The sequence below is a fragment of the Aeromonas enterica genome, assembly GCF_054052465.1.
Genome location: NZ_JBSTYL010000020.1, coordinates 22300 through 48301, shown reverse-complemented (window position 1 = coordinate 48301; position 26002 = coordinate 22300). Strand labels below are relative to the sequence as shown.

Genomic DNA, 26002 nt, shown 5'->3' with positions numbered 1-26002 from the left:
TGTCATCTCTGAGGGCCATGATACTGAGCGCGGCTGACGCATCCCGCCGCCTTCATTCGGATGAGTTCGGATAACCCTCTCTATCCGAAATCACCCGAACGCATGTGAGTGCTCCCCCTACCCCGCCCCGATAACCTGACACCAATTCGACGCAACAGGGGGCCGCTGTGCCAACTCCGACAGACTCATCACTGCGCACCGGCTGGGTGGCCATCGCCACCGAAGGCGAATCCATCGACGGGCGCCTCATTTCGGCGCAGTGGATAACCGACATGGCCGAGACCTACGACCCCGAGTTCTATTGCGCCCAGCTCTGGCCTGAGCACATCCACTACGCCGAGAACATGGGCCACGTACAGGCACTCAAGAGTGACACTGTCGACGGCAAGATGACCCTGTTTGCGGTGCTGAGCCCAACCCGCGATCTCATCTATTCCAACTCTCGCGGCCAGATGAAGTTTTGCTCCATCGAACCCTGGGAAAATTTCGCCAGCACCGGCAAAACCTACCTGTTCGGGCTGGGGGTCACCGACCTGCCCGCCAGCACTGGCACCACCATGCTCAAGTTTTCCGCCAAGCACCCCCACCGCCTGGTGGGACAGAGCATGCCACTGGACTTGTCCGGCTTCACTGCCGAGCCCCAAGCGCAGATGCGCCCCAACCTGGCCCAACAGTTTTTCCGCTTCCTCGCCGGCCCCGGTGACGCCCCAGCGTCCACTCGGCAGGAACCCCACACCGTCCCCGACGAGGAAACCGATGATATGAAAGACGAACAATTCACCGCCTTAAACGACACCCTCACAGGCCTGGGCACCGCGGTTGCGTCATTTAGCACCAAGCTGGATGCCCTGGGCAAAGACGTGCCCACCACCGATCCGGATAAATCGGACGCGAAGGGAGGCGATGACAACCAAGCCGACGACGGCGCCCAGTTCACTGCGCTCAATGACACCCTCAAAGGGCTGGGTGAGAAGTTCGACACCCTCAATCAGAAAATCGACGCCTTCTCCGCCGAGGTGCCGGGCCAGCGCCCAGGCCAGCTTGGCGGCAAAGACACCAAGCTCAAGGCATTTTAAGGACTCACCATGTCACAAAACCTGACCCCGCTTGCCCGAGAGCGCATCACCCAATATTTCTCGGTCCTCTCTGAATCGTTCGGCGTACCCCTGCCCGATCTCGCCAACCTGTTCAGTGTCACTGATCCGGTAGAGACCAGCTTTCGTGACGCCCTGCTCGAGGCCACCGACTTTCTGAGCCTCATCACCTGTGTGGATGTGGATCAGGTCAAAGGCCAGGTGGTGCAAACCGGCATCGGTGGCCTCTACACCGGCCGCGTCAAGGGCGGGCGCTTCAAGCGCAAGCTCGGCGTGGATGGTGACAGCTACGAGCTGGTGTCGGTCGATTCGTGCGCCTCGCTCGACTGGGCCACCCTCTGCACTTGGGCTAACGCCGGCAGCGACGGCGAATTTGTCCGCCGCATGAATGACTTTGTCACCAAGTCCTTTGGCCTGGACATGCTGCGCATCGGCTGGAACGGCATCGAGACCGCCGACGACACCGATCCCGCCACCAACCCGCTGGGCGAAGACATCAATAAAGGCTGGTACCAGCTCGCCCGTGAGTGGCACGGCGGTAGCCAGATTGTGGCCGCCGATGCCGGTGACAAGCTCTATTTCGACCCGGATGGCGCAGGGGATTTTGCCACCCTGGATGCCATGGCCTCCGATCTCATCAATGCCACTATCCACCCGGCGCACCGCACCGACACCGGCTTAGTGGTACTGGTCGGCTCCGGGCTGATGGCGGCAGCGCAGCACCAGCTCTACAGCGAGGCCACCAAGCCGAGCGAGCAAAAGGCCGCGCAAGACCTGGCCAAGTCAGTCGCTGGCCGCCGTGCCTTTGTGCCACCGTTCTTCCCGGCCAACGGCATGGTGGTCACCCGCCTGGCAAACCTGCACATCTACACCCAGCGTGGCACCCGCCAGCGCAGCGCCAAGAACAACCAGGACACCCTGAGCTTTGATAACCAGTACTGGCGCATGGAAGGCTACGCGATCCCCGATTACGAGGCGTTTGCAGGCTACGAGCCAGCGGATATCGAGATTGGCCCGCGCCCTGAGCCACCGCCCGCTGAGGGTTAATCATGTTGTCCCCGGCGCTTAAGCATCGACAGCGGATCATGGCGACCCAGGCCGCTGAAAAGGCAGCCGTGACCGGCCAGGCCACCGGCATGGTGGCCAACAGCCTGCACCTGCAGCTCATCGCGCTGGAGCAGGACATGGTTCGGCTCAAAGCGCTGGCCCGGGTCAGTGACAAGGTGGCGATGAAACGCACCGAGCTGCTGCCCAAATACCGGCCCTATGTCGAGTCATACCTGGCGCTGGCCACCCAGGGCACTGTGTATCAAAACGCCTTGTTTCAACGGCTGATCATCTGGGCCTTTGACGTGGGCGATCTGGACACCGCCATCAACTGGGCACTGCTGGCCATCGAGCAGAACCAGCGCACGCCGAGCAACATCAAGCGCGACTGGGCGCACTTTACCGCCGACACCGTGTTGGCCTGGGCCGAGGAGCAAGCTGCCACGGGGCACGCCGTCGAGCCCTGGTTCTCCCGCATTTTTGACAAGGTGCGCGGACAGTGGCGCTTGAACGAACAGGCCACAGCCAAGTGGTACAAGCTAGCCGGCTGCCTGCTGCTTCGAGACAAAGACGGGGTGCCCCGCCCCAGTGCGCTGGCTGACAGCGCCACCCTGGAGCAGGCCGACCACTGGCTGGCATTGGCAGACAAGACCCACCGCAAGATTGGGGTGGGCACCTTGCGCCAGAAGATTGCGATGCGCCTGCGGGCACTTGAGTCCACATAACGACTCCCACGCCACCGCGCCCCGGCGGGAATGAGCCTGGCAACCCAGGTTCGCCTTGCGCTCAATTTCGTGGCTTCAGGGGCGCCCCATTCGTTACGACACGTTAAGGCGAGATCAGCATGTTTGCAGGCGGCGATATCACTTACAGCGCAGACGTCATCACCAATGACGGCTTTTGGCCTGACATCAGCGCGGCGGACTTTGAAAAGCGCCGCGCCGTGCCGGCAGAACAAGACCCGGGCGCCATCACCGCCGCCTTGCTGGCAGCGGCCAGTGAAATCAACCTGCAGTTGGCCCGCTATCAGGACACGCTGCGAGTGGCGGGCTATGAAACCGCCAAGGACGTGCCCGGCATCAGCATCCAGGGCGGAAACAACGCCCTGACCGAACTCTATCTGTGCGCCGTGTTTGCCCGCGCCAAGGCCGCCATGCTGCCGGAGTTCGCCAGTACCACCGAGCGCGATGCCGCCAACAACCTCAACGAGCGCAGCGTGGACACCCGCGAGCAGCTGCTGGCCGAAAGCCAGCAGGCCATCCGGGCCATCAAGGGCAAGCGCCGCACCGGGGCCGTGCTGATATGACCCCGCCATTGGCACAAGGCGCGTTCCTGCATGCCCTGCATGCCGAGTTCAGGCGGGTGCTGCCAGACAACCTGCACAAGCAACTCGACAGCTGGATGGAAAGCGGCACGGTCAAACTTGAGCCCAAGAACATGGGCAGCGGTGGGGTCATCGTGGCCTGGCTCAGCTATCAGGCAGTGTTCACCGTTGAGGGTCTGCCGTTTCGCCTGGTCGACCCGGCCATGTTACTGGCGGTGGCGGCGGCCTGGGTGCAAGAGCACGACCAGGACCGCGACATGCGCGGCTTAGACGACCCGAGTTACACCGTCACCCCGCAGGATGAACACACTGCCGACATGGAGCTGACCGTGGACTTTATCGAGCCACTTTCCCTGGTCCCCGATGTGGATGGCCTCATTCACTGGCAGGGCCAACGCTGGACCGTCGCCCCCTATGAAGTGTGGGTGGCCACCGACGCCGATATCACCGTGAGCATTGCCCACGATTAACAGGAGTCCCTATGACCGTTCCCTTTGTCGAGGTCAACAACCTCAACCAGATGCAGGGCGAGACCGCCGAGATTGAGCGGCACTTTCTTTTTATCGGCAGCGGCGCCACCAACACCGGCAAGCTGCTCAGCGTCAACGCCCAGACCGATTTTGATGCGGCCCTCGGTACCGTGGATACCCCGCTGAAAATCAACCTCACGGCGGCCCGTGACAACGCCGGCCAGAACTGGACGGCGGCCGCCTTTGTGCTGCCCACCGACATGGATTGGATGGACGCGGTGCGCGCCGCTCAGGCCACCCAATCGTTTGAAGCCGTGGTGGTGCTCGAGCAAGTGTGGGATGAAGCGGCCATCAACGCCGCCGAGGCGCTCAACAAAGAGCTGCTGGCCACCTTCTCGCGCTGGACCATCATGCTGCTGGCGGTACCTAGCATCCGGGCAGAAGACGACGCCGAGGATGAGACCCTGCTGGCCCAAGGCTGGGCCGATTACGAGGCCGAGCTGACCACCCTGCAAGATGGCATCGCCGCGCCCTCCGTGGGCCTGGTGCCCATGCTCTGGCCCAACCTCATCGGCATCTATGCCGGCCGCCTGTGCAACCGGGCCGTGAGCGTCGCCGACAGCCCGTGCCGGGTCAAAACTGGTGCTCTGGTCGGTCTTGGTGATACCCCGGTCGACATGGACGGCATCGTACTGCAGCTGGCCACCCTGGTGACGCTTTCCACCAACCGGCTGTCGGTGCCTATCTGGTACCCCGACTATGACGGCGTGTACTGGTCCGATGGCATGCAGCTCGATGCCGAGGGCGGCGATTACCAGGTCATTGAAAACCTGCGGGTCGCCTACCAGGTCAGCCGCCGGATGCGCCTGATTGCCATCCCGCGCCTGGGGGATCGCAGTTTCAACTCCACCCCGCAGTCCACCGCCGCCAACATCGTCTATCTGGGCAAGCCGCTGCGCGCCATGTCGCGAGTCACCACCATCAACGGCCAGCCGTTCCCGGGCGATATCAGCCCGCCCCGTGACGGCGATATCACCATCACCTGGGTCAGTAAAACCAAGGTGTCCATCTACGTGGTGGTGCGCACCGTCGATTGTCCCAAAGGTATCTCCATCAACATCATCCTCGACACCAGTCTGAATACGGAGGCAAGCGCATGAGCGGCAGCAAACGCATTTCCGGCATGAACATCGACGTGACCCTACTCGGGGTCGATGTGCAGGCCAACAAGGTGACTCTCACCATCACCGACAACACCGCCGTCTCCCCCACTGGCGGTGTGCCGGATGGCTTTGTCGATGGCGATGTGACGGCCGAGGTTGAATACGAGTTCACCACCAAGTACCTCAGATTCCTGCTCGATGCGGCCAGAAGCCACGGCAGCTTTCGCGGCATCGAGCCCGATGATTGCCTGTTCTACGCGAGCACCGGCGGCGAGGAGCTCAAAATCGAGGTGTTCGGCGTGAAGCTCATCATGACCGACCTGCTCGACTCGGACTCCCAGGGCGGCAGCGCACTGGTGCACAAGGTCAAGGGCCTGGTCACCTCACCCGAGTTCGTGCACATCAACGGGATCCCGTACCTGTCCGATGACGACACCCGCCACCTGCTGGGGTAACCGATGCCGTATCGAGACACCGCGCTCTGGGAGAGCCTGGCCACCTGGCTCGCCGCGCACTGGCCGACCGTCTACGCCGTGGCACTGGCCGTGTTAACCGCCTGGCTACGCATCACCTACGGCGGCGGCACCGGCCGCGCCCGCACCCTGGAAATGCTGCTGTGTGGCGCCATCACCCTGGCGGCCAGCAGTGGGTTTGCCTGGATAGGGATCCCCGATCAGGCCGGTGGCTTTGTCGGCGGCATGGTCGGCCTGCTTGGGGTCGATACCCTGCGCGGCGCGGCTACACAGTTGCTCAGCAACAACGTAAAGGAGTAAGCCTCGTGAAGGCAGCCAACATCACCATTCATCAACTCCACGAGCGACTCCAGCTGGTGAACGCCGATTCACTGGACTATCTGAAAACACTGCCCGCCCATGGACTGGATCTGGTAGCCGTCGACCCGCCCTATTACCGAGTCAAAGATGTCGACTGGGATAACCAGTGGCCGAGCGTCACCGCCTACCTGGATTGGCTTGAACTGTGTGTGACGGAGTTCGCCCGCATCCTCAAGCCAAACGGGTCGCTCTACCTGTTTTGTACTCCTCGCCTGAATGCAGATATCGAAATGCTGGTACGCCGGCACTTTAACGTGTTGAGCCACATTGTCTGGGCCAAGCCTTCCGGGGTCTGGAACCGGATGGACAAGTCCACCATGCGCAACTTCTGGCCCGCCAGCGAACGGGTCATCTTTGCCGAGCAGCTCAATGCCCACGGCGCAGCCGACGCCAGTGGCTATCGCCAGGCTTGCCACTCCCTGCGTGGCCAGGTGATGCGCCCCCTGATTGACTACTTTCAGGCAGCCAAACAGGCCGCCGGTGTGACAGCGCAGGAGATCAATCAGGCCACCGGCACCCGCATGAGTAGCCACTGGTTTGGGGCCAGTCAATGGCAGCTCCCCACTGAACAGCAATACGCCCAACTGCAGGCGCTGTTTGCGCGCAAGGCAGGCGGCTTGGGCCGCCCTCATGACGCCCTGAAAGAGACCTATCAGGGGCTGCATAAAACGTATCAGTCTCTGGTCGCCAGTTACGACCAGCTCAAGACCGAGCACGCGCGACTGCGTCGCCCCTTCGCGGTCAGTAAAGAGGTGCCCTTTACCGACGTCTGGCACTACCCCTCGGTGCAGGCTTATCCGGGTAAACACCCGTGTGAGAAACCCGCCGCCATGATGGAACACATCATCCGTACCAGCAGTCGCCCGGGCGGTGTGGTCGGCGATTTTTTCATGGGATCAGGGGCTACCGGCAAGGCAGCCTGGCGCCTTGGTCGCCGCTTTGTCGGGGTCGAACTGGAAGCCCCCCGCTTTGCCCAGACCTGCCAGGAGTTTGATGCCCTCATCAATCAGGAAGCGTGCCAATGACCCGCCCCTACAGCGTCAATCTCAACGCCTTTTTGGACATGCTCGCCTTCTCGGAGGGCACCAAGGGGCGCGGCGATGATGGCTACAACAAGCTGGTCAACCCGGGCGGCTTCTTTGACAGCTACGCCACCCACCCCAACATCAAAATTGAAGTGCGGCCGGGGCTCATCAGTACCGCTGCAGGACGCTATCAACAGCTCGGAAAGTATTGGCAACACTATCGCACCCGATTAGACCTGCCCGATTTTGGTCCGGCTTCACAAGATGCCTGGGCGGTGCAACTCATCCGTGAGCAGCATGCCTTGGCAGATGTGGAGGCCGGCCGCATCGAGCAGGCCCTCATCAAATGTAGCAACATCTGGGCAAGCTTCCCCGGCGCTGGCTACGGCCAGCCCGAGCACCCGCTTGAGGTCCTGCTGGCCAAGTTCACCGAGTTCGGCGGGGTGCGCGCATGAAAACCACCTTGATCCCGGTGGCGCTGCTGGTCGCCCTGTTCAGCACCCTGGTGTGGTGGCAGGGCAGGCGCATCGATGAGGCCCGCGAGCAGATAGGCCAATCCAGTCAGCGCATAGCGGACTTGGCACAAGCCAACACCGACCAAACCACTCAACTCAAACAGGCCGCCCAAGAACGCGCCCAGGCTTATGCCTGGCTTTCGCAGCTCGGCACCCGGCTTGATGAGATTGCACAGCAAACCAACCGGAGCACCCATGCCGTCAAAGAGAGTCTGGCACCGACCCAGGGCCGCCCGAACTGCCGTGATGAGCCTCTGCCTGCTGACACTGTGCGCCTGCTCAAGCCGCCCGCTGCCGGCCACAGTGGTGCAGCGGGTACCGGTACTGCCCCCGGCCGGACTGATGCCCCGCTGCCCTGAACCGCCGTTCACCGGTCGCACCTTTGGTGACGCGGTGGCCTTTATTCCCGTCCTGCAGGGTGCCTTGCGCCGCTGTCAGGCCCAGATAGACACGCAAACACACTGGTTCATTCAACAACAGGAAATCACCCCATGAGCAAAGTTACCCCTATCACGCTGGCCATCGCCGGTACCGATGTTCGCTTTACCCCGAACATGACCGCCCATAACGGCTACATCAACGAGCTGACCCCCCACGACAAGGTCGGCCCCAGCAAACGCTATCTGGACCGGGTGGTGCATCCCGAAGACAAAAGCTCCCTCAAGGGGCTGCTCGACACCCACCCGGGCCTGGCCTTCCAGCTGGCCCAGAAGGTGGTAGAAGAGTACGCGCCGAACGTGGAGATCGAGGTAAAAAACTCCTAGGCCGGCTGGACGCCATCACGGCCAACCCCTTCGAGCAGGCGCTCATCCTGCGCCGTCAGTACCTGCCAGGTGAGGGGGATGACACGCAGACGCTGGCCCGCGCCCTGTGGCTGGACCGCCACCATCATGACAACCAGGTGAATGCCGTGGCCAACGGCATCGCCAAGGCATTCAACAGCTGACAAGGAGGGGTATGAGCGGCTCATTTGAAAAACTGATGCTCCAGATTGGTATCGTGGACAATGTCACACGCCCACTGGCCAACATCGACAAGGGCATTGCCCGCACGTCCGCTGGCTGGGGCAAGATGGCTGGCGGCGCGGCGGCCATTGCGGCGGTCGGCATGGCGATCGCCGGGATCATGGATCCGGCCATTCAGATGGACCGGGCACTGGGGGAAGTGGCTTCCCTTGGGGTCGCACAAACAGCGCTGCAGGGCTTAAGCCAGACCGCGCTCGCGTTCTCCATGGACTACGGCAAATCGGCGACCGAGTTTGTCCGGGCCTCCTACGATATCCAGTCCGCCATCGCGGGCCTCAGTGGCTCGGAGCTCTCCACCTTCACCAAATCGTCCGCCGTGCTGGCTGCCGCCACCAAAGCCGATACCGGCACCATCACCAGCTACATGGGCACCATGTACGGCATCTTCAAACAACAAGCGGCCCAGATGGGCAAGGCCAACTGGGTGCAAGCCGTGGCCGGCAAAACCGCGCTGGCCGTGCAGATGTTCAAGACCACCGGTGCGGCCATGAGCGAGGCATTCAGTAACCTGGGCGCACAGGCAACCACTGCTGGCGTCAACATGAACGAGCAATTTGCGATCCTGGGCACGCTGCAGGCCACCATGAGCGGCAGCGAAGCCGGTACCAAATTCAAGGCGTTTCTGGCCGGCCTCACCGGCGCCGGTAAAAAACTCGGCATGACGTTCACCGATGCCAAGGGCCAGCTGCTGCCCATGCTCACTATCCTGGACAAGCTCAAGGGCAAGTTTGGCAGCGGGACGCTGAAAAATGCCGACATGGGCAAACTCAGTGATGCGTTCGGCGGTAAAAATGGCCTGGCCTTTGTCTCCTTGCTGATGAAAGAGACCGGCGGTCTGCGCCAAAGCATGGACTCGCTGGGCAAGACCACGGGATTGAGTAAGGCCGAGGAGATGGCCGGCGCCATGACCGACCAGTGGCAACGGCTGGGCGCGGTCAGTACCGCGCTGAAAACCAAACTCATGGGCTCGATACTGGCCCCCATCAACAGCGTGGCCAGGGCCTTTGCCGATGGCGGCGCCCAGGTTGAGAAGTGGATGGACATGTTTCCCCACCTGACCAAGCTGCTCGGCACCGTCACTCTGGTCGTGCTGGGGCTGGCCGGCGCGGCCGGGGTGTGGGCAGTGATATCAGGGGTATCAGCACTGGCCACCGGTGTGCTGGCCAGCGCCGTCGGCATCGCGGCCACCGCCTTCAGCGCCCTGCTCTGGCCCCTGCTGCTGATCGCCGGCGCCATCGCCGTAGTGGTGGCCTATTGGGCCCCATTGAGCGCCTTCTTTAGCGGGATCTGGGACGTGCTCGGCCCGGTCATCTTTGAGTTGTTCCAACCCTTTGTCGAGGTGCTCGGCGCGCTGGCCAGCAGCTTTGGCTCGCTCATCAGCTGGGTGGGCTCGTTCTTTGGCACCTTGGACACCGGCGCGGCCTCACTCAACGACATGAAAAGCGCCGGCCAGTCGGTCGGCGAGGTGCTGGCCTGGATGTTCAAGATTGCCCTGTGGCCCATGAATACCCTGATGAAAGGGGTACTCAAGCTGCTGGACATGATGAACCTCATCCCCGGCGTGAGCGTCGATACCAGCGGCATAGGCGCACTGCCCGACCTCACCCAAGCGGTGTCGCTGCAACGGCAAAACCAGCAAGCCACCGCGCCACTGGCCAGCCAGATTTCACCCGGGCAAACGGCGGTACCCGCCGGCGGGCTGGGTCAAAGCCTCATCCAGGCCAACGCCAGTGCCCAGCGCGGCAATGCCGGCAAGACCATCACCGTGGGCGAGCAGCATTACTACTTCCAAAACCCAATGACCCCCGCCCAGCTGGCGCAAGAAGATTACATGGTGGCGCCATGAGTGAGCCGCTTTATACAGATATCCGGGTCGAGGGCGGTGCCTGGCTGCTCGATGACGGCAGTCAGCCGCGCTACACCGCCGACCGGCACAGCATCGGCCAGGACATTCAGCACACCATCATGGAATCAGGCCTGGCCCGCAAACTGGTCGGCGAGCGCAGCCCCACCCAGCGCGCCGACGTGATGACCGAGATTGAATTGCTGGTCGAAGCCGATGTGCGCCTGGTACCGGGCACCATTGAACTGATTGAAGCCCGTGCCGGCCTGATTGGCCTCACCGCCCAAACCTATGATTTTGGATTGCTAGAGGTAACCCTATGAGCGCCCGCCCCAGTGTGGACTTTGTCGCCCTGCTCGATGACGCGGGGATCCCCACCACTGACGAGGCGATCACCGCCGAGCTCAAACGCCAGGTCACCGCCAGCGGTTCGTTGATTTCCAATGACAGCGCGGTCAGTCCGTTCTGGCGCCTGGTGCAAGGGGTGGTGGTCACCCCGGCCGCTTTCCTGCTGCGCACCCTGCTCGCCGGCTACGTGATGCCCAACAGCTTTGCCGCCACCGCCAAGGCCGTCTATCTCGACCTCAAGGCCTGGGATGTGGATCTCACCCGCAAACCGGCCCAGAAAACCCGGGGCCTGGTCAATTTCGTCAAGGCCAACCCCGCCGACACCGTCACCATCCTGGCCAGCATCTGGGTCAGTACCGAGCGCATCAACGGGGTGGTCTACCGGCTGCGTCCGGTGCAAACCGTGGTCAGCCCCGCCGGCGAGACCGTGGCCCAGGTGGTGTGCGAGGCCGAAAAGGCCGGTGTGGCCTACAACCTGGCGCCGGGCTATTACAACCTGCTGAGCGAACCCATCACCGGCATTGTCTCGGCCAGCAATGGCCAGGACTGGATAACCCAGGTGGGCAGCGATGAAGAGGATGACGACTCCTTGGGCCTGCGCATTCAAAACCAGTTTTCGGCGGTGTCCCATTACCACATCGATTCGGTGTACCGCAGCATGCTGGCCAGTGTCGCCGGCGTGCGCCCGGATCAGATCTACTTTGAACACGACGGTCCCCGTGGGCCCGGTACTGCCAACGCCTATATCCTGCTGGACGTGGGGCCCACCCCTGACACCCTGACAGCCCAGCTCAACGACTATGTGACCGTGCAGGGCAACCATGGCCACGGCGATGACCTGCAAATCTTCCCGCTGGCCGATACCCCGGTGAATGTCAGCGTGACCCTCTGGCCGGTGGCCAACCTGGATGCGTCCGAGCTGGCTGCGCTCCTGGCCGATGTTGAGGCGCTGATCCGGGCCGCCTTTCGGGAGTCCACCGCTTACCCGGAGGTGACCCGCACCGCGCCAAGCTCGCGCTTCTCATTCAGCCAGCTGGGGCGCGAGTTGCACGAGGCCTTCCCGGCCCTGGCCAGTCTCGACTTTGCCAACACCGATATCGTCTCGCCATTGGCGATCCCCCGTCTGGCCTCACTGGAGGTGACCCCGGCATGACGCCTACCCAGCACGACGAACAGGCCCCGCCGCTGCCCGCGCACACCGTGCCCTGGTGGGAGGATGGCCTGACCCTGCCCGAGGTGCCCCAGGAGCCCACCTTTCTGATACGCGGTGCCATGGGGTTCTGGCGGCAGGTGCGCAGCTGGTTGCTTTACCCGCTGGCCAGCCAGGATCCGCTGACCTGCTCGCCCAGCATGCTGGGGCTGCTGGCCTGGGAGCGGGACATTACCCGCTTTGACGGCGAGCCGTTGGACTTGTACCGCAAGCGGGTGAAGTGGGCCTATCTCAACGCCCGGGACGCCGGCGACGTGGCCGGCTTCAAGCGCATTTTTGAACGACTGGGGCTTGGCTGGTGTGAACTGCACGAGCGCCAGGCCGACACCGACTGGGACGTGATCACGGTCGAGGTGACCGACTCTGACGCCGCCAACAACCAGGCGCTGATGATGGAGCTTATCCAGCATTACGGGCGCACCTGCCGCCGCTACCGCTTTCAGGTGGTTTACCCCCAATCGGCGACCGTGCACGCGGCCCGCATCGACATGAGCCAGCAAGTCTTTGGCGCATCACTCAAGAGGACATCATGAGCCAAGTTATCACCAACGCCTTTGCCAGCTACTGGCAAGCCTGCCTGACCGACGAAGTCCCGGTGGTGCTCGATACCGTCGTGCTGGCCAATATTCCGGATCTTGATCCCGATGTGGTGATCAGCCCCGATGACGGCTTGCCGCCGGCGGCGCACATCGTATACCGCCAGGCGGTGGACCAGCGCGGGCACATCAATAACGACGCGGTGGCCTACACCATCGTGATGGACACCCGGGTCGGCGATTTCGAGTTCAATGCCATGTACCTCATCAACACCGAAACCAACCTGGTGGGGATGATTGTGCACAAGGGGCTAGAGGCCAAACTCAAGACCGATGAGGCCAACGGCCAGACCGGTAATTCCTTAGTCAAATCCATGCTGATGGAGTACGACCGGGCGAGCCTGGCCACCGTCACCACGGTCGATGCCAGTACCTGGCAGATTGACTATGCCGCCCGCCTGCACGGGCTGGATGATGACATGCGCGCGCTGGCGATGCCGCTCTATGGTCCCGCCTGGTTTGAGGGGGATGGCTTTGAGGTGTTCAGTAACGCCGGGATCTACCACGTGCGCCCGGGTATTGCGGTGATAGATGGCTTGCTGGCAGTGCTAAGCGACGATCAGACAGTGGCACCGGACGCCCTGCCGATGGGAGTCTGGGTCGATGTGTACCGCGCCGGCTCCTTGCTCGGTGCTTGGGAAAACCACGTTACGCTGACATTAAACAAAACGGATTTGATTGACTACACTGACAGCTGCGGGTATCAGCACCGGGTGGCCCACATCGCCACTCTGAGCAGCGACGGCAGTGTGACTGATACCCGCCGCCAGCGCACCCACGATCACTATTGGGACGAACTGGTCGATCCCCCCAGTGCTGCCGACCTTGGCGGCCTGCCACAAGCGTCCTACCGCCCCCGCACCGACAGCCTGAACAATCAGCAGGGGGCTATTCCTCTCATCCAAAATCAGGACATGAACACCTGTGTTGCCGGTGACGTTGGCTTGTATGACAAAGTAACCTGCGCCAATTCCCCCCCCAGTGCAGGCGAGAAGTTTTACTGCGAAACCAAATCTATCTATGCCAGTAACGCCCTCATCCAGTTGGCATACCCGAATGCGGGTTCTGGCGTGCTGGCTTGGCGAAACTATGGACAAAGTGCGGGTGCCTGGGATGCACTATGGCGTGAAGCTTATGACACGGGCAATCCGCCACCCATCCAGAACGCCCCTCCCGTCGTCGGAGCCGTGTTGATGTTTGATAGCCTGGACAACCCGGCAGCTATCTACCCTGGCACGACGTGGGGGCGAATAGCCGTCAATCAACACCTTCGGGGGGCGGCTGAGGGCGAAGGGATCGGGCTTTATGGCGGTAGCGATATTTCCACCCTTGCCGTTGAGCACATGCCGTACCACAACCACACAGTGGACAACCACGCCCACCACGTCCCCGGCCATGCTCACTCCCTCTTTTTGGACCAATACAGCGGCGATGCAGGCACGTTGCTGGAAAATGCACCGAGCTCAACAGTGGCTATCGCCAACGATTCCGCAACATCGGGTGCCTATTACATGCATGCGTCAGTAGGCGGGGATTGGGCAGGTGCATCAAGCGTGGCCGGTGAAGGCGACACCTGGGGCGCGTCACCTGATACCGATGCACGTGGCAGCGGGGCAGCCTTCTCCGTGCTCAATGCCTTCTACAAGCTGCACGTTTGGAAACGACTATCATAAGGAGTGGCTATGCAACGCTGTTATTACCTCTATCGCAAAGACCTTGTGCGTGGTTACCCGCGCGTCAAACTCATCGCTGACAATCCTCTCAAACTGACGGCCGACGAAAAGAAGCTGCTTTGCCTGTACCAGGGCGAGACGCTGCCGGAGCGGCTTACCTGGGACCCGATAAAAAAACGCTGCCGTGTGCCCGATGAGCAAGAAAAACTCGACCTCGACCAGGCGGCCTACCAACCGCCACCGAGTTGCTACGTCAAGGCCGGCCAAGTGCACCCCAAACCGGCCATACCGGCCAACATGCTGCGCCCCAGCTTTGACATCGAGGCCGAGCAGTGGACCGAGACCGCCAGCCAGGATCAACTCGAAGAGCAGGCCAACCGCGCCAAAAGGTGGGCTTATCTTGATGAGCTCAATCATTACGGTTATGCCCGCTCGGAACATGCGCTGGGACGGGTATCCGATGCCGAGCTGGCCAACGCCACCACCTACTTGACGGCGCTGTCTGCCGGCGAAGAGGCCACCCGCCCGGTATGGTTCAGCCGCTACACCGTATAAGGGGAAGCACCACCATGAACTGGACCGCAAGCCCTCTTAGCTGGCCCGCCAGCGCCGCCGGGATACGTGCCCAGGTGCAGCCCGTCCTTGCCCAGGTACCGGGCAGTAACACCGCCGCCCTGGCGCGCCTGGACGCCCTGGCCACACGTGCACACTACCCAGCCAATCCGCTATCGGGTCAGGCGGCAGCGCTGGCAAATCTTCGCACCGAGCTCGATGTCCTGCTGGCAAACGGCCGCGCCCTCAGTGTCACCCCCGAGCAATACGGGGTCGGCCAGGTGCAGGGCGCCGATCATGCCCTCTCCGCCCCCAATGCGGTGGTGCGGCTGGCGGCCAAGTTGCGTGACGGTGCCGATCCGATGACCCCGACGGGGTCTGGCCATGCCGTGGCCTGGCTGGTCACGGCCCAAAGCGGGAGCGAGCTGGCCAACCTGCTAGCCGCCCTGTGCCCCGTGCTGCCGATCCCGGCCTGGTGTGCCACCTTGCGCCGGCTACAGGCCAGCAATGCCACCATGACCCAGCCCACGGCGCCCATGGTGCCCCGCTGGCGCCAGAATGAGCCACTTATCTGGGATCCGCTGCGCCAGACCCGCAGCGCCCTGGGCGCCAGCCTCGCCCAGCTGGAGAGCCTGGCCGCAGACAACCAGACCCCCATCGCCCGGTTGCAGGCGCTGGCCACCCGTAGGGAGGCCCGCTTGAGCGAGCTTGCCCAGGCGCTGGACCGGATGGCCGCCCTCAGTGGCCAGCTGTGGTACTGGCAGGGCGAAGGGGACGCCGCCAGCCTCGCCAGCCAGCTGGAAGCATCGAATCCGCCCAGCCATGCCCACACCCACACCGTGGCCACCTTGCTGTTTTCGGCCACCCCGCTCACCTTCTGGCAGGAGCTCACCTCGTGAAAAACGCCTTGCTCACCCTGGACGGTCAGCCGGTTGCCATTCAGGGCATGAAAGTCTCTTTAGGCATGCAGTTCAAGGACAAAGACCAATCCGGCCAGACCAGCAGCGCAACCAGCTCGGAACAGGGCACCAAGGCCAAAGAGCTGACCGTGACCGGGCTTATTCCGTTCAAGCGTGAAGCCGACCTGACCGCGCTGTTTGCCCTGGCCAGCAGCAACGGAGACGGTGGCGAGCGCCATGTGTACCGCATCGGCTCGCTGCTGGCCCGCTCGGTGAAAATTCGCCAGGTCAAATTTGTGGGCCGCATCAGCGCCGACGAACAAGACGGGCAAATGGCCTGGCGCGTCTCGTTCACCTTGCGCGAATACAACTCGGTACCGGAGAAGCGCGAACAGCGCCTGAAACTTCCTACCGCCTCGCTCGGTTCGGGCACCGGCGGCGCCGAACCAGCAGCCCCGGCAGGCGACACCCGGCAACCTGCCGAGCAGCTGACCACCTTTGAACAATTTCTGAAAGGATGGGATGACTCACTCGCATGAAACTGGCCACCTACCTGACCCTGGCGGGCACGCCCCGCCCGCTGATAGAACATGACACCGTGCTGGACCTGTCCGCCGGCGGCCGGGCGGTGCTGGTTATCCAGGGCGCGGCCACCAAGGGGGATACCTTCACTCTGGACCTCGGCTACAACAACGATCTGCGTCGCTGGTTCACCGGCTACGTGGAGGAGGTGCAGCCGGCCGACAATGGCAGCAGCCGCTTGATGTGCCGGGAGCTTGCCGGCGCGCTGGCAGCTCCACTGCCGATCAGCCAACAGCACGCCACCTTGCGCAGCCTGCTGGCCTGGTTGACCAAACAGACCGGCCTGACCTTTCTGCTCCCCCAGGGGAGCGATTACACCGACACCCCGATCCCCAACTTCACCAGCGCCGGTACCGGCTATCAGCTGCTCAACAACGCCGGCCGCGCCTTCTCGGTACCGGACTTTATCTGGTACCAGCAACCAGATGGCGCCCTCTTTGTCGGCAGCCATGCCCACAGCCGCTGGGCGGGCAAGGCGGTGTCGATGGACTCAGCCTGGGTGCGAGACCAGGCCGGCAATCAGTTCACCATGCCCCCCTCGCCGGTGCTGCGCCCCGGGGCCACCGTTGACGGCAAACGAGTTACCCGGGTCAGGCTTACCGGTGAAGACATGACGATCACCACGGCTACCCCGGGGAAGGTGGCCAAGAGTGCCCAGCAGCGCCAGACCGAGCAGCAGTTTCCGGAGCTGGCCGCCGGTACCCACCTGCCGCAGTTTGGTACCGTGGTGAGCGTGAGCGACCAGGCCCACGCCGGCCAAACAGCCGATCCATTTCGGCCGCGCTATGCGGCCGATGTGCAGGTGCTGGGAGAAGATGGCAAGCCGGACACCCAGACCCCGCTTTATCGGGCGGTGCCGCTGCCAGTGCTGTTTGGTGGTCAGGAACAAGGACTGCTGCAGTATCCGCTGGAAGGCACCGTGGTCGAGCTGGGCTTTGCCTTTGGCCGGGTCGACCGGCCGTTTGTGCGCACTATTCTGGGCCAGGGCTGGCCCCTGCCCGATATCGCCCCGGGCGAACAACTGCAACAACAGCGGGCCGAGGTGAAAACCCGCATCGATGCGGTAGGCAACCGCACAGCAATCACCGATCGCACTCACACCGACACCGCCTGGCAGCTTCGCCAGCAGGCCGACGACTACCTGGGGGAATTTGGCCAGCATCAGATAAGCACGCAGCAACACAGCGTGGAGCTGATAGGGGCCATGAAGCGCATCGAGGCGCTGGGCGGCATCGAGCTGCTCGCCGGCGATGCGTTCACCCTGGGGAGCCTGGGCAACATGAGCCAGACCACGGCGGGCAGCCTCACCGAGGTGGTGGGTGAACTGCGCCGGGCCATCGCCGGCACGGGTCAGCACCTGGAAGCGCCGCAATCCTGGATGGGGACCGACAGCACCAATATTTTTCAGCTGCTGCTCCAGCTGATGAGCCTGGTGGAGCAACTGGCCACCACCACCGCGACCCACACCCACCCCAGCGTGGGCCCCCCGAACGAGGCGGGCGACCTGCAAGAGCACGCCCAAACGGCCAGCTCACTGGCCAATACCCTGGAACCGATCATCGAATAAAAATGGCCACTCAAACGAGTGGCCAAAGCGACAGATCACATATTAGGAAGGGATACATCTCTCAGCGCGAGCAAGGAGCCCACATGAAGAAGCATAGTAAGTACTGATTAAATGACAAATTCTCCATAACCAAAGTAGAGGCCTGATGGTCATTTCACCCGTGATATATGTCTTTTAAAAAACCAAAAAAAGGCCACTCGGTAGAGCGGCCCAACAAAACATCAAAATATCAGGATACGAAATGAATAGTTCTCAGCGAAAAAACCATTCTCCTCAAGAGAAACAATATCAATCCAAAGCTGAATGGCAGCTCAACCAACGACCGAAACTTGCATATAAATTAATCACTCCATCAGGGTGACCAATCCAGGAAAGAGAGCTGATGAATGATATATCCACGACCCAACGATCATTCCTGCGCTTGCGAGAACAGTTGGGCATGCTGGCGCTGACGCCCAAGAAACAACGCGCCCTCAATGCCGCGATTGGTAAGGCCATCGTCACTGCCAACCGTAAGACCATTCGCAAAAGCCAGGCCCCTGACGGCTCACCCTGGGCGAAGCGTCACAGCAAACGTAAAGACAAAAAGCTGAGCGGTTTTGCCAAACGCCTGCGCTCAAAGCCCACCGCTGATACCTTAACCGTGACCCTCAATCAACCATTCGCAGCCCGCATTGCCTATCAGCATCAGAAGGGGAACAGCTGGCGCATGACCAAACGCAGCGGCCAGCGCACGAACACCGCCCATGATGCACCGTGCTCTCGTTTCCAAGCGGTGCGCCTGCGGGAACTGGGTTACACCGTCAAGCGCAAGCAGGGCAAACGTACCCGCACGACTAAGCCCTCGCTCAAGTGGATGCAGACCAACCTGACCCAGGGCAAAGCCGGCATCATCATCAAGACCATGCGCCACCAGTCCAGCAAGAGCACATGGACACAGAAGGCCCCACCGCGCCCGCTTATCTTTGAACCCGGCGACCCCCTACTGCAGCGCCTCTGTGCTGAGGTATTCAGAGACATGACCCCACCTAACTAGCCCACCCTCGTTCATACCCAACGCGCCAGCCATGCTGCCGCGTTTTTTTTCACCCCTGACAACCTTGGCTGCAAGATGGGCACACGGCATTCTCTGTCCCACGGAATCCGCACTCCTCCCCGCCCACCTTCGTGCTAAAAATGTGGCATTTTTTGCAGAAATGGATTGATGAAAATCTACAGTCCAACCCGTACCGTGGCTGGGTTCTTGAGGGGAATTTAGAATTTCACAAAAATGCATATTGTGATCGCTTTTAGAGAAAACGATCACGCAGGATCTCGGAAAGGAAAGAGCTAAGTTATTGAGGATAAACAGATAGTGATTACTTTCCGTGAGGATCTGGGGTGGCGTAGTGGATCTGGTGCGACCACAAGGGAAAAACAGGTAAGCCCTATGGGGCAAGGCTTGGCGGGCAGTTTTGGCAAGGACCCAGAATTTCACAGATGAAGACGTTCAGGATCACTACCGACAACAGGCAAACTATGACGAGTCACTATCGGCTAGCCCTTTCCCTACATTCTGGACTAATATCTCGCCTAATGAGTGCCAAAGGACGCCAACTAATCTTAACCGTATCTTAAGAGTACCTGAGTAGATTCGGAAAGAACGAACGGACACTTAACTATCACCAGTAGGTGCTTTATGGATACAAACACCGTCAACTTGCCCAACAAAGTCCCCGAGGTCACCTTAACATTTTGGTTGATCAAAATGATGTCGACGACTGTGGGGGAAACAGCCGCAGACTTCTTGATCTTTAACCTGCATTTGGGATTAACAGTAACCTCCTTTCTTATCGGGATCCTCCTCATCGCGACACTCTTGATACAAGTTCGGTCGACCAGCTATGTACCCTGGAAGTACTGGCTAGCTGTTGTACTTGTGAGCATTTTTGGCACCTTGGTGACTGATAATCTTACTGACAAGGTCGGAGTACCTTTGGCCATGTCTACCAGTGTGTTTACGGTTGTACTACTGGGTACGTTCTGGGTTTGGTATGCACAAGAAAAAACCTTGTCCATCCGTTCTATTGATACCTGTAAGCGTGAACTATTTTACTGGGCAGCCATTCTAGTTACCTTCGCATTGGGCACTGCAGCTGGTGATTGGGTGTCGGAGGTTATGGATATGGGGTATATGAATGCCACATTGCTTTTCGGATCTCTGATCGCCGCAACCGCGATCGCTCATTACAAGTTCAACATAAATACTGTGCTGGCGTTTTGGATCGTTTATGTGCTGACTCGTCCACTTGGTGCGTCAATAGGGGATTGGTTATCACAGTCTGAAAAGCATGGTGGTTTGGGCTTTGGTGTTACCAGTACCAGCGTCGCCTTTTTTACCTGCATCATCATTTTGGTTATTTATCAGTCATTGCCGTACCGAATACCTAAAAATAAATGAAATATGCAATGTAAGTAGGCGGATATCAAACAGCATCGAACATACCTCATTAACAAGATGCTTTAGAATGCACTTAGCATATCACTACCAAGGGGGCTTCCGCCCTCTTCATTTTAAAAGGAGAGTTGGATGGGCTATGGAGAAGTGGCAGTTAATGCAGTGTTAATATGTAAATCAGATCACAAATATAATCCCTGTGATGCCTGGAGGCTTGCGGCGCAGGAACATTATCCATCAAGCCAGTCAGCTCAGTTAAAAGGTGGGCCAAAAGGCGCGTTCTTGGGATTATGCAGTGAAGGCCTGGTACGACATGTATCCAAACGATGTTATGCACGAGCCATCCAGAGTGGCAACTATGCAGTCAAAGCAGTACGTGTCCTTAAGCATTATGAAGATCAACATACTGAATTGCCTAACGCAGTGCAGCTCTGGGACACTGTGATGCGAAAGGTTGGTAAAGAGATTGTGCACAATGGCCAGATGGATGTTGCTTTAGCGCTTTGGAAGGCGGGATTGATTATTCCAAAGAAATAATAGGTAGTGTCGTGCAGAGAGAATATTGGTTATGTCTGCACGATATTTAACCTAGTTAATATTTTCATCGTAAACCTTGCAAAATGATTGCTTTATACACAGAAGAACAAAAAACAAACTGCGCAATTCAATAAACAGACACATGTCAACAAAAACACTGTAGATTATTAGCACTAATCTTGCGTCAATTCATAATTATCAAGTTTGTCATTTGACGTTGTTGTTATTACTGGTAGGGTTCCTATCGAGGACATCAATAAAAATGGAATTTTTATGAAAAAAAGCATTTTTTGTGCAGCAATAATCTGTGGCTTCAGTAGCTATTTGCATGCTTCCAGTACATTTGAAACATATGGTGATATTGGACAATTTGCGATCCCTGCCATTGCTGCGGGAGTCTCCTGGTATCAGGGTGATGATGAAGGGCTAAAGCAATTTGGATACTCTATCCTTTCCACAACCGCAACCGTTGAAGTGCTCAAAAATACGGTTGATGCAACCCGTCCAAATGGTGGTAATAAAAGCTTTCCCTCTGGCCACACTGCATGGGCATTTAGTGGCGCCAGCTATCTGCAAGTCCGTTATGGTTGGAGCTATGGCTTGCCAGCCTATGTTGCTGCTGGCGCGGTTGGCTGGTCTCGGGTGGATTCAGACAACCACTATTGGCGCGATGTCATTGCCGGAGCGGCGATCGCCACAGGATTTAGCTACCTATTTACCTCACCTAAAGGTCCACAATTGGCTTTTTACCCCACCCTCATGGAAGGAAATGCCAGAGGTGTCGGACTTAGCATAACTTATTGATCTAATATCATTAAGCCTCGATATTCACATTCATTTTGAACTTGCCAAGTTAAGATAAAAACTCCCGGCCATAAGCCGGGAGTTTTACTGTTGGCATGACCGAAACAAGGCCAGGGAATGGCGCCACATGAACTGGACATAACCAAGCAGCGCGGCATCATACCCGCGCAACCTCATCCCCTGCAATTGGCCGACTTGGGTTTTGTTCTCATCCGGATTCGCGGCAGGTTGCTCGCTCACAAAATGTGATATGAGAAGCGAATGACTATTTGCTTGCAAGGGGGTTAGATGTCGCCATGGTACAATCCCTATTTGCCAATCTCGGATAGATTAGCGACTCATTCATTTGAGGAGCTTTAGATATGTCCGATATTTTCAAGGCAGCATTCATCTTCGTCGCCCCATCGGCGGATCCTGCCCAGCATGTATCTTGGGTCAAAACAGAGAAGGTTCATGTGAAAATGATCGCCGTGCCCAACTACCAGCGAGCATGCGAGCTACTTGATGAGCTACATCAGGAGGGTATCCTAGCAGTGGAGCTATGTGCCGGGTTTGGGCACCTTGGGGTCGCCAGCATGGTCACAGCAGCCGCGAAACGTATGCCGATTGGTGTGGTACGCTTTGATTCCCACCCCTGTCTCGACCATGTCAGCGGTGATACCCTCTTCCTTTCACCCTCTGAACCGTGCCTGTGAAAAACACTGCCCTATATCATGCAATGCCGTAAATATCTGCCCGCTCCCGATCTGGCCCCTTGGCTGGTGCAAGGTTGGGAGTGGCACCTTGGCAAAAACCAGCCCATGCCAGAGATCTTCCCCGGCACGGGAGCCGAGATCCTGTTCAATCTGGGAGATCCCATCTCGATCACTAGTCTCTCGCAACAGAGCTCGCCTAGGACCAGCGTGGTCGATTCAGGCGCCGCAGTGTTGCTCTGTCCACGTTACGAACGCTTGCGCTTTGTCGCTCATGACCAGATCCATCTGCTGGCTCTGCGGCTACGATCCTCTGCCTGTTTCGATCTGTTTGGCGTGCCGCTGGAACACATTTGCGATCAGGTGCTACAGCTTGATGAGTTGGGAATAGCCTCCCCCTCGGCAGAGCAACTGCTCAAACAGGGGCCCGGGGTACTAGGCCACTGGCTGCGGCAGCAACTCTCCCAACAAGAGGGGCGGGATCTCTCTCTAGTCCGATCGATAGAGAGGCTCTATTACGGCATCCCAGGTGCTGAATTGCAGCAGCAACTGGGAATGAGTGCACGCACGTTTCAGCGGCGATTGCGGTGCTATGTTGGTGTAGATGCACGCTATTTCCTGCGCACAGCCCGTTTTCAAAGAACGCTGCGCCAGCTATTATCTGGATCACCCTTGCTCGATACCCTGCTGGCTCAGGGGTATTGCGATCAATCCCATTTCATCAAAAACTGCCATTTTTTTACCCAACGCACGCCAGGGCAGCTACTCACCCCGCCACATAAAGCCCTTAACCACTACAGCCCACAGATAAACAGGCTAGTTGGCTTTCTTTAAAAAAGCGGGTCGATAGCCAGCTCAAATCAATTTTTTTCCGTTTCCCCCAGTAAAATTGGTGCAATCAACCTCGTGGTATCCAAAGGATAAATTGCAGAAGTTTGGAGTGAAAGAAGTAATAGTACCAGTCAGGCTTGCCTGACTGGTACGGGGCTAGCAGCCCCCTGATTTCTCGATGTGGTCAACATGTGGACGCTGTAAGAAACAAATCCTTTTGTTTCAATAAATTATGTCTCATTTAAGGCGCGCCAGAAGGCGCGTTTTTCTTTTCATCAACAATCAGTTATCGCACAGATTGCTCGGCATGTCCTGGCGCAGACGGGTCCACAGCTTGCCGGACTCTATCCCGTACTGGCGCACCGTCATGAACACGGCTTCGTGATTCTTGGTCTCGGCCAAACCGAGCAAGGTCTTGTAATAGGCATCCGCGGTTTCACGAGCCTGCTTGTCAGAGAAGTAATAACGACCGACCCTGCTATAAAGCCCCTTGAAGCCATTGAGGATCAGGGCGTAGATGGGGTTGCCGGAGGCAAAGGAGAGCTGGTGATGCAGACGGTAATCAAACTCCGCATACGCTTCCGGAGTGCTATCCACAGCCTTGGCACCACGCAGTATCTCGGCAGCTTGCTCAGGATTGTTGCGGATCGCGCCACGGATGAAGATGGTGCAGATATTGGTGCGGGCCGACAGCAGCTGGGCCACCAAATCCGGTACCTTGTCCTGATCCAGACGGGCCAGGGTTTCCAGGATGTTGAGACCCGAAGTCTCCCAAAAATTGTTCACCTTGGTCGGTTTACCATGCTGGATGGTGAGCCAGCCATCACGGGCCAGACGCTGCAGCACTTCGCGCAAGGTAGTACGAGTCACCCCGATCAGCTCGGACAGCTCACGCTCGGCCGGCAATATGGATCCTGGAGGAAAGCGATTGTTCCAGATGGACTCGATGATGTATTCCTCGGCAAACCCTGCAGGGCTTTGCGCTTTTATGACCATGTAGTGACTCTGTTGTAGTACGAAAAAAGGCTCACGAATAATAGCAAAGCAGAGAGGGCTGGCAAGCAGAAGGTCGGTCCTCTGCTCACATAAGCAGGCGATTTTGTTAAAAAAATGTATTTCATTTTGCAGAGGGTGCCAGTCAACCCCGCCACCTGGCGATAAAACGGACAATCTCTTGGGCAAGGGGCATTATGTTATTTATAGTTAGAGCACTTTTTGATTAAAATCATGAGGAATCAATCTGATAAGGGACAACATCCGGATGTTCTGGTCGAGCCTGTCTTGACTGCATAGACGCAGATACCAATAACAAACAGAGACCCATTATTATGCCAATCAGCTTAGGCCAAGCCTTTGCCAAGAACTTCCTGGGCAATGCGCCCCAGTGGTACAAGGCCGCCATTCTGCTATTTCTGCTGATCAACCCGATCGCCTTTCATCTCGATCCTTTCGCCGCCGGCTGGCTGCTGGTCGTTGAATTCATTTTCACCCTGGCCATGGCGCTCAAGTGCTATCCCCTGCAACCCGGTGGCTTGTTGGCCATCGAGGCCGTGCTGATCGGCATGACCTCGGCAGAGCAAGTCAAACACGAGCTGGTGGCCAACATAGAGGTGTTGCTGCTGCTGGTGTTCATGGTGGCCGGTATCTACTTCATGAAGCAGTTACTGCTCTACGTGTTTACCAAACTGCTGATCCGGATCCATTCCAAGACCCTGCTTTCTCTGGCATTTTGCCTGGTATCGGCCTTTCTGTCGGCCTTCCTCGATGCCCTGACCGTGATCGCCGTGGTGATCAGCGTCGCGACGGGTTTCTACGCCATCTATCACAAGGTTTCCTCCGGCAAGGATTTCGGCAATCCGCACGACCACACCAATGACAATTCCGTCAACGAGCTCAATCGCCAGCATCTGGACGACTTCCGAGCCTTCTTGCGCAGCCTGATGATGCACGCCGCCATCGGTACCGCGCTCGGCGGCGTCTGCACCCTGGTGGGAGAACCGCAAAACCTGATCATAGGTGAACAGGCTGGCTGGCATTTTGGCGAATTTGCCATCCGCATGTCGCCGGTTACCGTCCCCGTGTTTCTCTGCGGCCTGCTCACCTGCATCCTGGTCGAGAAGTGCCGCTGGTTTGGCTATGGCGCCAAGTTGCCGGATGCGGTGCGTCGCATCATGGAAGATTACAATCGCTACGAAGAGGCCGAGCGCTCCCCACAAGACAAGGCCAAACTGATCGTACAGGCGCTTATCGCCCTCTGGCTGATCACAGGACTGGCCATGCACCTGGCGGCGGTGGGGCTGATCGGGCTATCTGTGATAGTACTGGCCACCTCACTGACCGGTATCACTGATGAGCATTCGCTCGGCAAGGCGTTTCAGGAGGCCCTGCCCTTCACCGCCCTGCTCGCCGTGTTCTTCAGCGTGGTGGCCGTCATCATAGATCAGCAGCTGTTCAAACCCGTGATCCAGTGGGTGCTGGCCGCCGAGCCGGACGATCAGCTCGCACTCTTCTATCTGGCCAACGGTCTGCTCTCCATGGTCAGTGACAACGTCTTCGTCGGCACCGTCTACATCAATGAGGTGAAGACGGCCTTGCTCAACAACGCCATCAGCCGTGAACAGTTCGATCTGCTGGCCGTCGCCATCAACACCGGCACCAACCTGCCTTCGGTCGCCACCCCCAACGGCCAGGCGGCCTTCCTGTTCATGCTGACCTCGGCACTGGCTCCCCTGTTGCGCCTCTCCTATGGCCGTATGGTATGGATGGCGCTGCCCTATACCTTGGTATTGGGACTGGTGGGTTTCGTCTCGGTGGAGATGCTGCTCGGCCCGGTAACCGAGTGGTTCTATCAGGCTGGCTGGCTGGTGCTCGACAACGTCACGCCTACGGTTCTGCCTGCGCTGCATTGATCCCATAAGGGCCCGCCTGGGCCCTT

General features: G+C 59.1%; 31 protein-coding genes. 30 read left to right on the top strand and 1 reads right to left on the bottom strand.

All coding sequences use genetic code 11. From position 1 onward, the window contains the following. Positions 1-167 precede the first annotated feature (167 nt). The 29 genes from ACW5XD_RS17970 (at position 168) to ACW5XD_RS17830 (ending at position 23070) form a co-directional block, all read left to right on the top strand. Complete coding sequence (locus ACW5XD_RS17970) at positions 168-1076, top strand: GPO family capsid scaffolding protein (protein WP_456496041.1); 909 nt, start codon at positions 168-170, stop codon at positions 1074-1076. A 9-nt stretch (positions 1077-1085) separates the two neighbouring features. Beyond that, positions 1086-2141 carry a phage major capsid protein, P2 family gene (locus ACW5XD_RS17965; protein ID WP_456496040.1) on the top strand — a complete coding sequence of 352 codons (1056 nt, stop codon included), beginning with the start codon at positions 1086-1088 and terminating at the stop codon, positions 2139-2141. 38 nt (positions 2142-2179) lie between these two features. Next, on the top strand, positions 2180-2866 hold the full coding sequence (gene gpM / locus ACW5XD_RS17960; RefSeq protein WP_456496039.1) for a phage terminase small subunit: 687 nt from the start codon (positions 2180-2182) through the stop codon (positions 2864-2866). A gap of 119 nt (positions 2867-2985) precedes the next feature. Then, positions 2986-3447, top strand: a complete 462-nt coding sequence (locus ACW5XD_RS17955; RefSeq protein ID WP_456496038.1) for a head completion/stabilization protein — start codon at positions 2986-2988, stop codon at positions 3445-3447. Beyond that, positions 3444-3935 carry a phage tail protein gene (locus ACW5XD_RS17950; RefSeq protein ID WP_456496037.1) on the top strand — a complete coding sequence of 164 codons (492 nt, stop codon included), beginning with the start codon at positions 3444-3446 and terminating at the stop codon, positions 3933-3935. Before ACW5XD_RS17955 ends, ACW5XD_RS17950 begins: the two co-directional genes overlap by 4 nt. Before the next feature lie 11 nt (positions 3936-3946). Then, the gene (locus ACW5XD_RS17945) at positions 3947-5095 is read left to right on the top strand and encodes a DUF2586 domain-containing protein (protein WP_456496036.1); all 1149 of its coding nucleotides are present in this window, start codon (positions 3947-3949) and stop codon (positions 5093-5095) included. After that, a complete protein-coding gene (locus ACW5XD_RS17940; protein ID WP_456496035.1) occupies positions 5092-5553 on the top strand; it encodes a phage protein in 462 nt (153 codons plus the stop codon). The genes ACW5XD_RS17945 and ACW5XD_RS17940 overlap by 4 nt, the downstream gene beginning before the upstream one ends. 3 nt (positions 5554-5556) lie before the next feature. Beyond that, positions 5557-5871: a phage holin, lambda family gene (locus ACW5XD_RS17935; protein ID WP_456496034.1), complete on the top strand. Its 315-nt coding sequence runs from the start codon at positions 5557-5559 to the stop codon at positions 5869-5871. 5 nt (positions 5872-5876) lie between these two features. Then, complete coding sequence (locus tag ACW5XD_RS17930) at positions 5877-6956, top strand: DNA-methyltransferase (protein ID WP_456496033.1); 1080 nt, start codon at positions 5877-5879, stop codon at positions 6954-6956. Further along, the gene (locus ACW5XD_RS17925) at positions 6953-7411 is read left to right on the top strand and encodes a glycoside hydrolase family 24 protein (protein WP_456496032.1); all 459 of its coding nucleotides are present in this window, start codon (positions 6953-6955) and stop codon (positions 7409-7411) included. Before ACW5XD_RS17930 ends, ACW5XD_RS17925 begins: the two co-directional genes overlap by 4 nt. Continuing rightward, positions 7408-7830: a hypothetical protein gene (locus ACW5XD_RS17920; RefSeq protein WP_456496089.1), complete on the top strand. Its 423-nt coding sequence runs from the start codon at positions 7408-7410 to the stop codon at positions 7828-7830. The genes ACW5XD_RS17925 and ACW5XD_RS17920 overlap by 4 nt, the downstream gene beginning before the upstream one ends. Beyond that, complete coding sequence (gene lysC / locus ACW5XD_RS17915) at positions 7718-7966, top strand: Rz1-like lysis system protein LysC (protein ID WP_456496086.1); 249 nt, start codon at positions 7718-7720, stop codon at positions 7964-7966. Before ACW5XD_RS17920 ends, lysC begins: the two co-directional genes overlap by 113 nt. Then, complete coding sequence (locus tag ACW5XD_RS17910; RefSeq protein ID WP_456496031.1) at positions 7963-8235, top strand: putative phage tail assembly chaperone; 273 nt, start codon at positions 7963-7965, stop codon at positions 8233-8235. Before lysC ends, ACW5XD_RS17910 begins: the two co-directional genes overlap by 4 nt. A gap of 5 nt (positions 8236-8240) precedes the next feature. Beyond that, positions 8241-8417, top strand: a complete 177-nt coding sequence (locus ACW5XD_RS17905; protein ID WP_456496085.1) for a DUF6890 family protein — start codon at positions 8241-8243, stop codon at positions 8415-8417. A gap of 11 nt (positions 8418-8428) precedes the next feature. Continuing rightward, positions 8429-10342 carry a phage tail tape measure protein gene (locus tag ACW5XD_RS17900; protein ID WP_456496030.1) on the top strand — a complete coding sequence of 638 codons (1914 nt, stop codon included), beginning with the start codon at positions 8429-8431 and terminating at the stop codon, positions 10340-10342. Next, positions 10339-10662, top strand: a complete 324-nt coding sequence (locus ACW5XD_RS17895) for a DUF2590 family protein (protein ID WP_456496029.1) — start codon at positions 10339-10341, stop codon at positions 10660-10662. Before ACW5XD_RS17900 ends, ACW5XD_RS17895 begins: the two co-directional genes overlap by 4 nt. Continuing rightward, positions 10659-11840 (top strand): baseplate J/gp47 family protein, encoded by a 1182-nt coding sequence (locus ACW5XD_RS17890; protein WP_456496028.1) that lies wholly within the window; start codon positions 10659-10661, stop codon positions 11838-11840. Before ACW5XD_RS17895 ends, ACW5XD_RS17890 begins: the two co-directional genes overlap by 4 nt. Further along, complete coding sequence (locus ACW5XD_RS17885; RefSeq protein ID WP_456496027.1) at positions 11837-12430, top strand: phage tail protein; 594 nt, start codon at positions 11837-11839, stop codon at positions 12428-12430. The genes ACW5XD_RS17890 and ACW5XD_RS17885 overlap by 4 nt, the downstream gene beginning before the upstream one ends. Then, complete coding sequence (locus ACW5XD_RS17880; RefSeq protein WP_456496026.1) at positions 12427-14166, top strand: phage tail-collar fiber domain-containing protein; 1740 nt, start codon at positions 12427-12429, stop codon at positions 14164-14166. The genes ACW5XD_RS17885 and ACW5XD_RS17880 overlap by 4 nt, the downstream gene beginning before the upstream one ends. 9 nt (positions 14167-14175) lie before the next feature. Next, on the top strand, positions 14176-14721 hold the full coding sequence (locus tag ACW5XD_RS17875; protein WP_456496025.1) for a hypothetical protein: 546 nt from the start codon (positions 14176-14178) through the stop codon (positions 14719-14721). Between the two features lie 14 nt (positions 14722-14735). After that, positions 14736-15617, top strand: coding sequence for a hypothetical protein (locus ACW5XD_RS17870; RefSeq protein WP_456496024.1), 882 nt, complete (start codon positions 14736-14738; stop codon positions 15615-15617). Further along, complete coding sequence (locus ACW5XD_RS17865; RefSeq protein WP_456496023.1) at positions 15614-16156, top strand: baseplate complex protein; 543 nt, start codon at positions 15614-15616, stop codon at positions 16154-16156. The genes ACW5XD_RS17870 and ACW5XD_RS17865 overlap by 4 nt, the downstream gene beginning before the upstream one ends. Further along, a complete protein-coding gene (locus ACW5XD_RS17860) occupies positions 16153-17766 on the top strand; it encodes a hypothetical protein (RefSeq protein WP_456496022.1) in 1614 nt (537 codons plus the stop codon). Before ACW5XD_RS17865 ends, ACW5XD_RS17860 begins: the two co-directional genes overlap by 4 nt. A 382-nt stretch (positions 17767-18148) precedes the next feature. Continuing rightward, positions 18149-18802: a phage virion morphogenesis protein gene (locus tag ACW5XD_RS17855; RefSeq protein ID WP_456496021.1), complete on the top strand. Its 654-nt coding sequence runs from the start codon at positions 18149-18151 to the stop codon at positions 18800-18802. A gap of 642 nt (positions 18803-19444) precedes the next feature. Continuing rightward, on the top strand, positions 19445-20206 hold the full coding sequence (locus ACW5XD_RS17850; RefSeq protein WP_456496020.1) for a COG4705 family protein: 762 nt from the start codon (positions 19445-19447) through the stop codon (positions 20204-20206). A 129-nt stretch (positions 20207-20335) separates the two neighbouring features. Continuing rightward, positions 20336-20740, top strand: a complete 405-nt coding sequence (locus ACW5XD_RS17845) for a DUF6979 family protein (protein WP_456496019.1) — start codon at positions 20336-20338, stop codon at positions 20738-20740. Between the two features lie 273 nt (positions 20741-21013). Continuing rightward, entirely contained in the window at positions 21014-21544 is a 531-nt protein-coding gene (locus ACW5XD_RS17840; RefSeq protein ID WP_456496018.1) for a phosphatase PAP2 family protein, read from the top strand. 362 nt (positions 21545-21906) lie between these two features. Continuing rightward, a complete protein-coding gene (locus ACW5XD_RS17835) occupies positions 21907-22239 on the top strand; it encodes a DUF6506 family protein (protein WP_456496017.1) in 333 nt (110 codons plus the stop codon). An 18-nt stretch (positions 22240-22257) separates the two neighbouring features. Then, entirely contained in the window at positions 22258-23070 is an 813-nt protein-coding gene (locus ACW5XD_RS17830; protein ID WP_456496016.1) for a helix-turn-helix domain-containing protein, read from the top strand. Between the two features lie 279 nt (positions 23071-23349). On the opposite strand, the gene fadR is transcribed toward ACW5XD_RS17830, so the two are convergent. Continuing rightward, positions 23350-24063, bottom strand: coding sequence for a fatty acid metabolism transcriptional regulator FadR (fadR, locus tag ACW5XD_RS17825; protein ID WP_456496015.1), 714 nt, complete (start codon positions 24061-24063; stop codon positions 23350-23352). Positions 24064-24395: 332 nt separating this feature from the next. Here fadR and nhaB point away from each other — a divergent pair, with 332 nt between their 5' ends. Beyond that, the gene (nhaB, locus tag ACW5XD_RS17820) at positions 24396-25976 is read left to right on the top strand and encodes a sodium/proton antiporter NhaB (protein WP_456496014.1); all 1581 of its coding nucleotides are present in this window, start codon (positions 24396-24398) and stop codon (positions 25974-25976) included. The last annotated feature ends 26 nt before the right edge of the window (positions 25977-26002 follow it).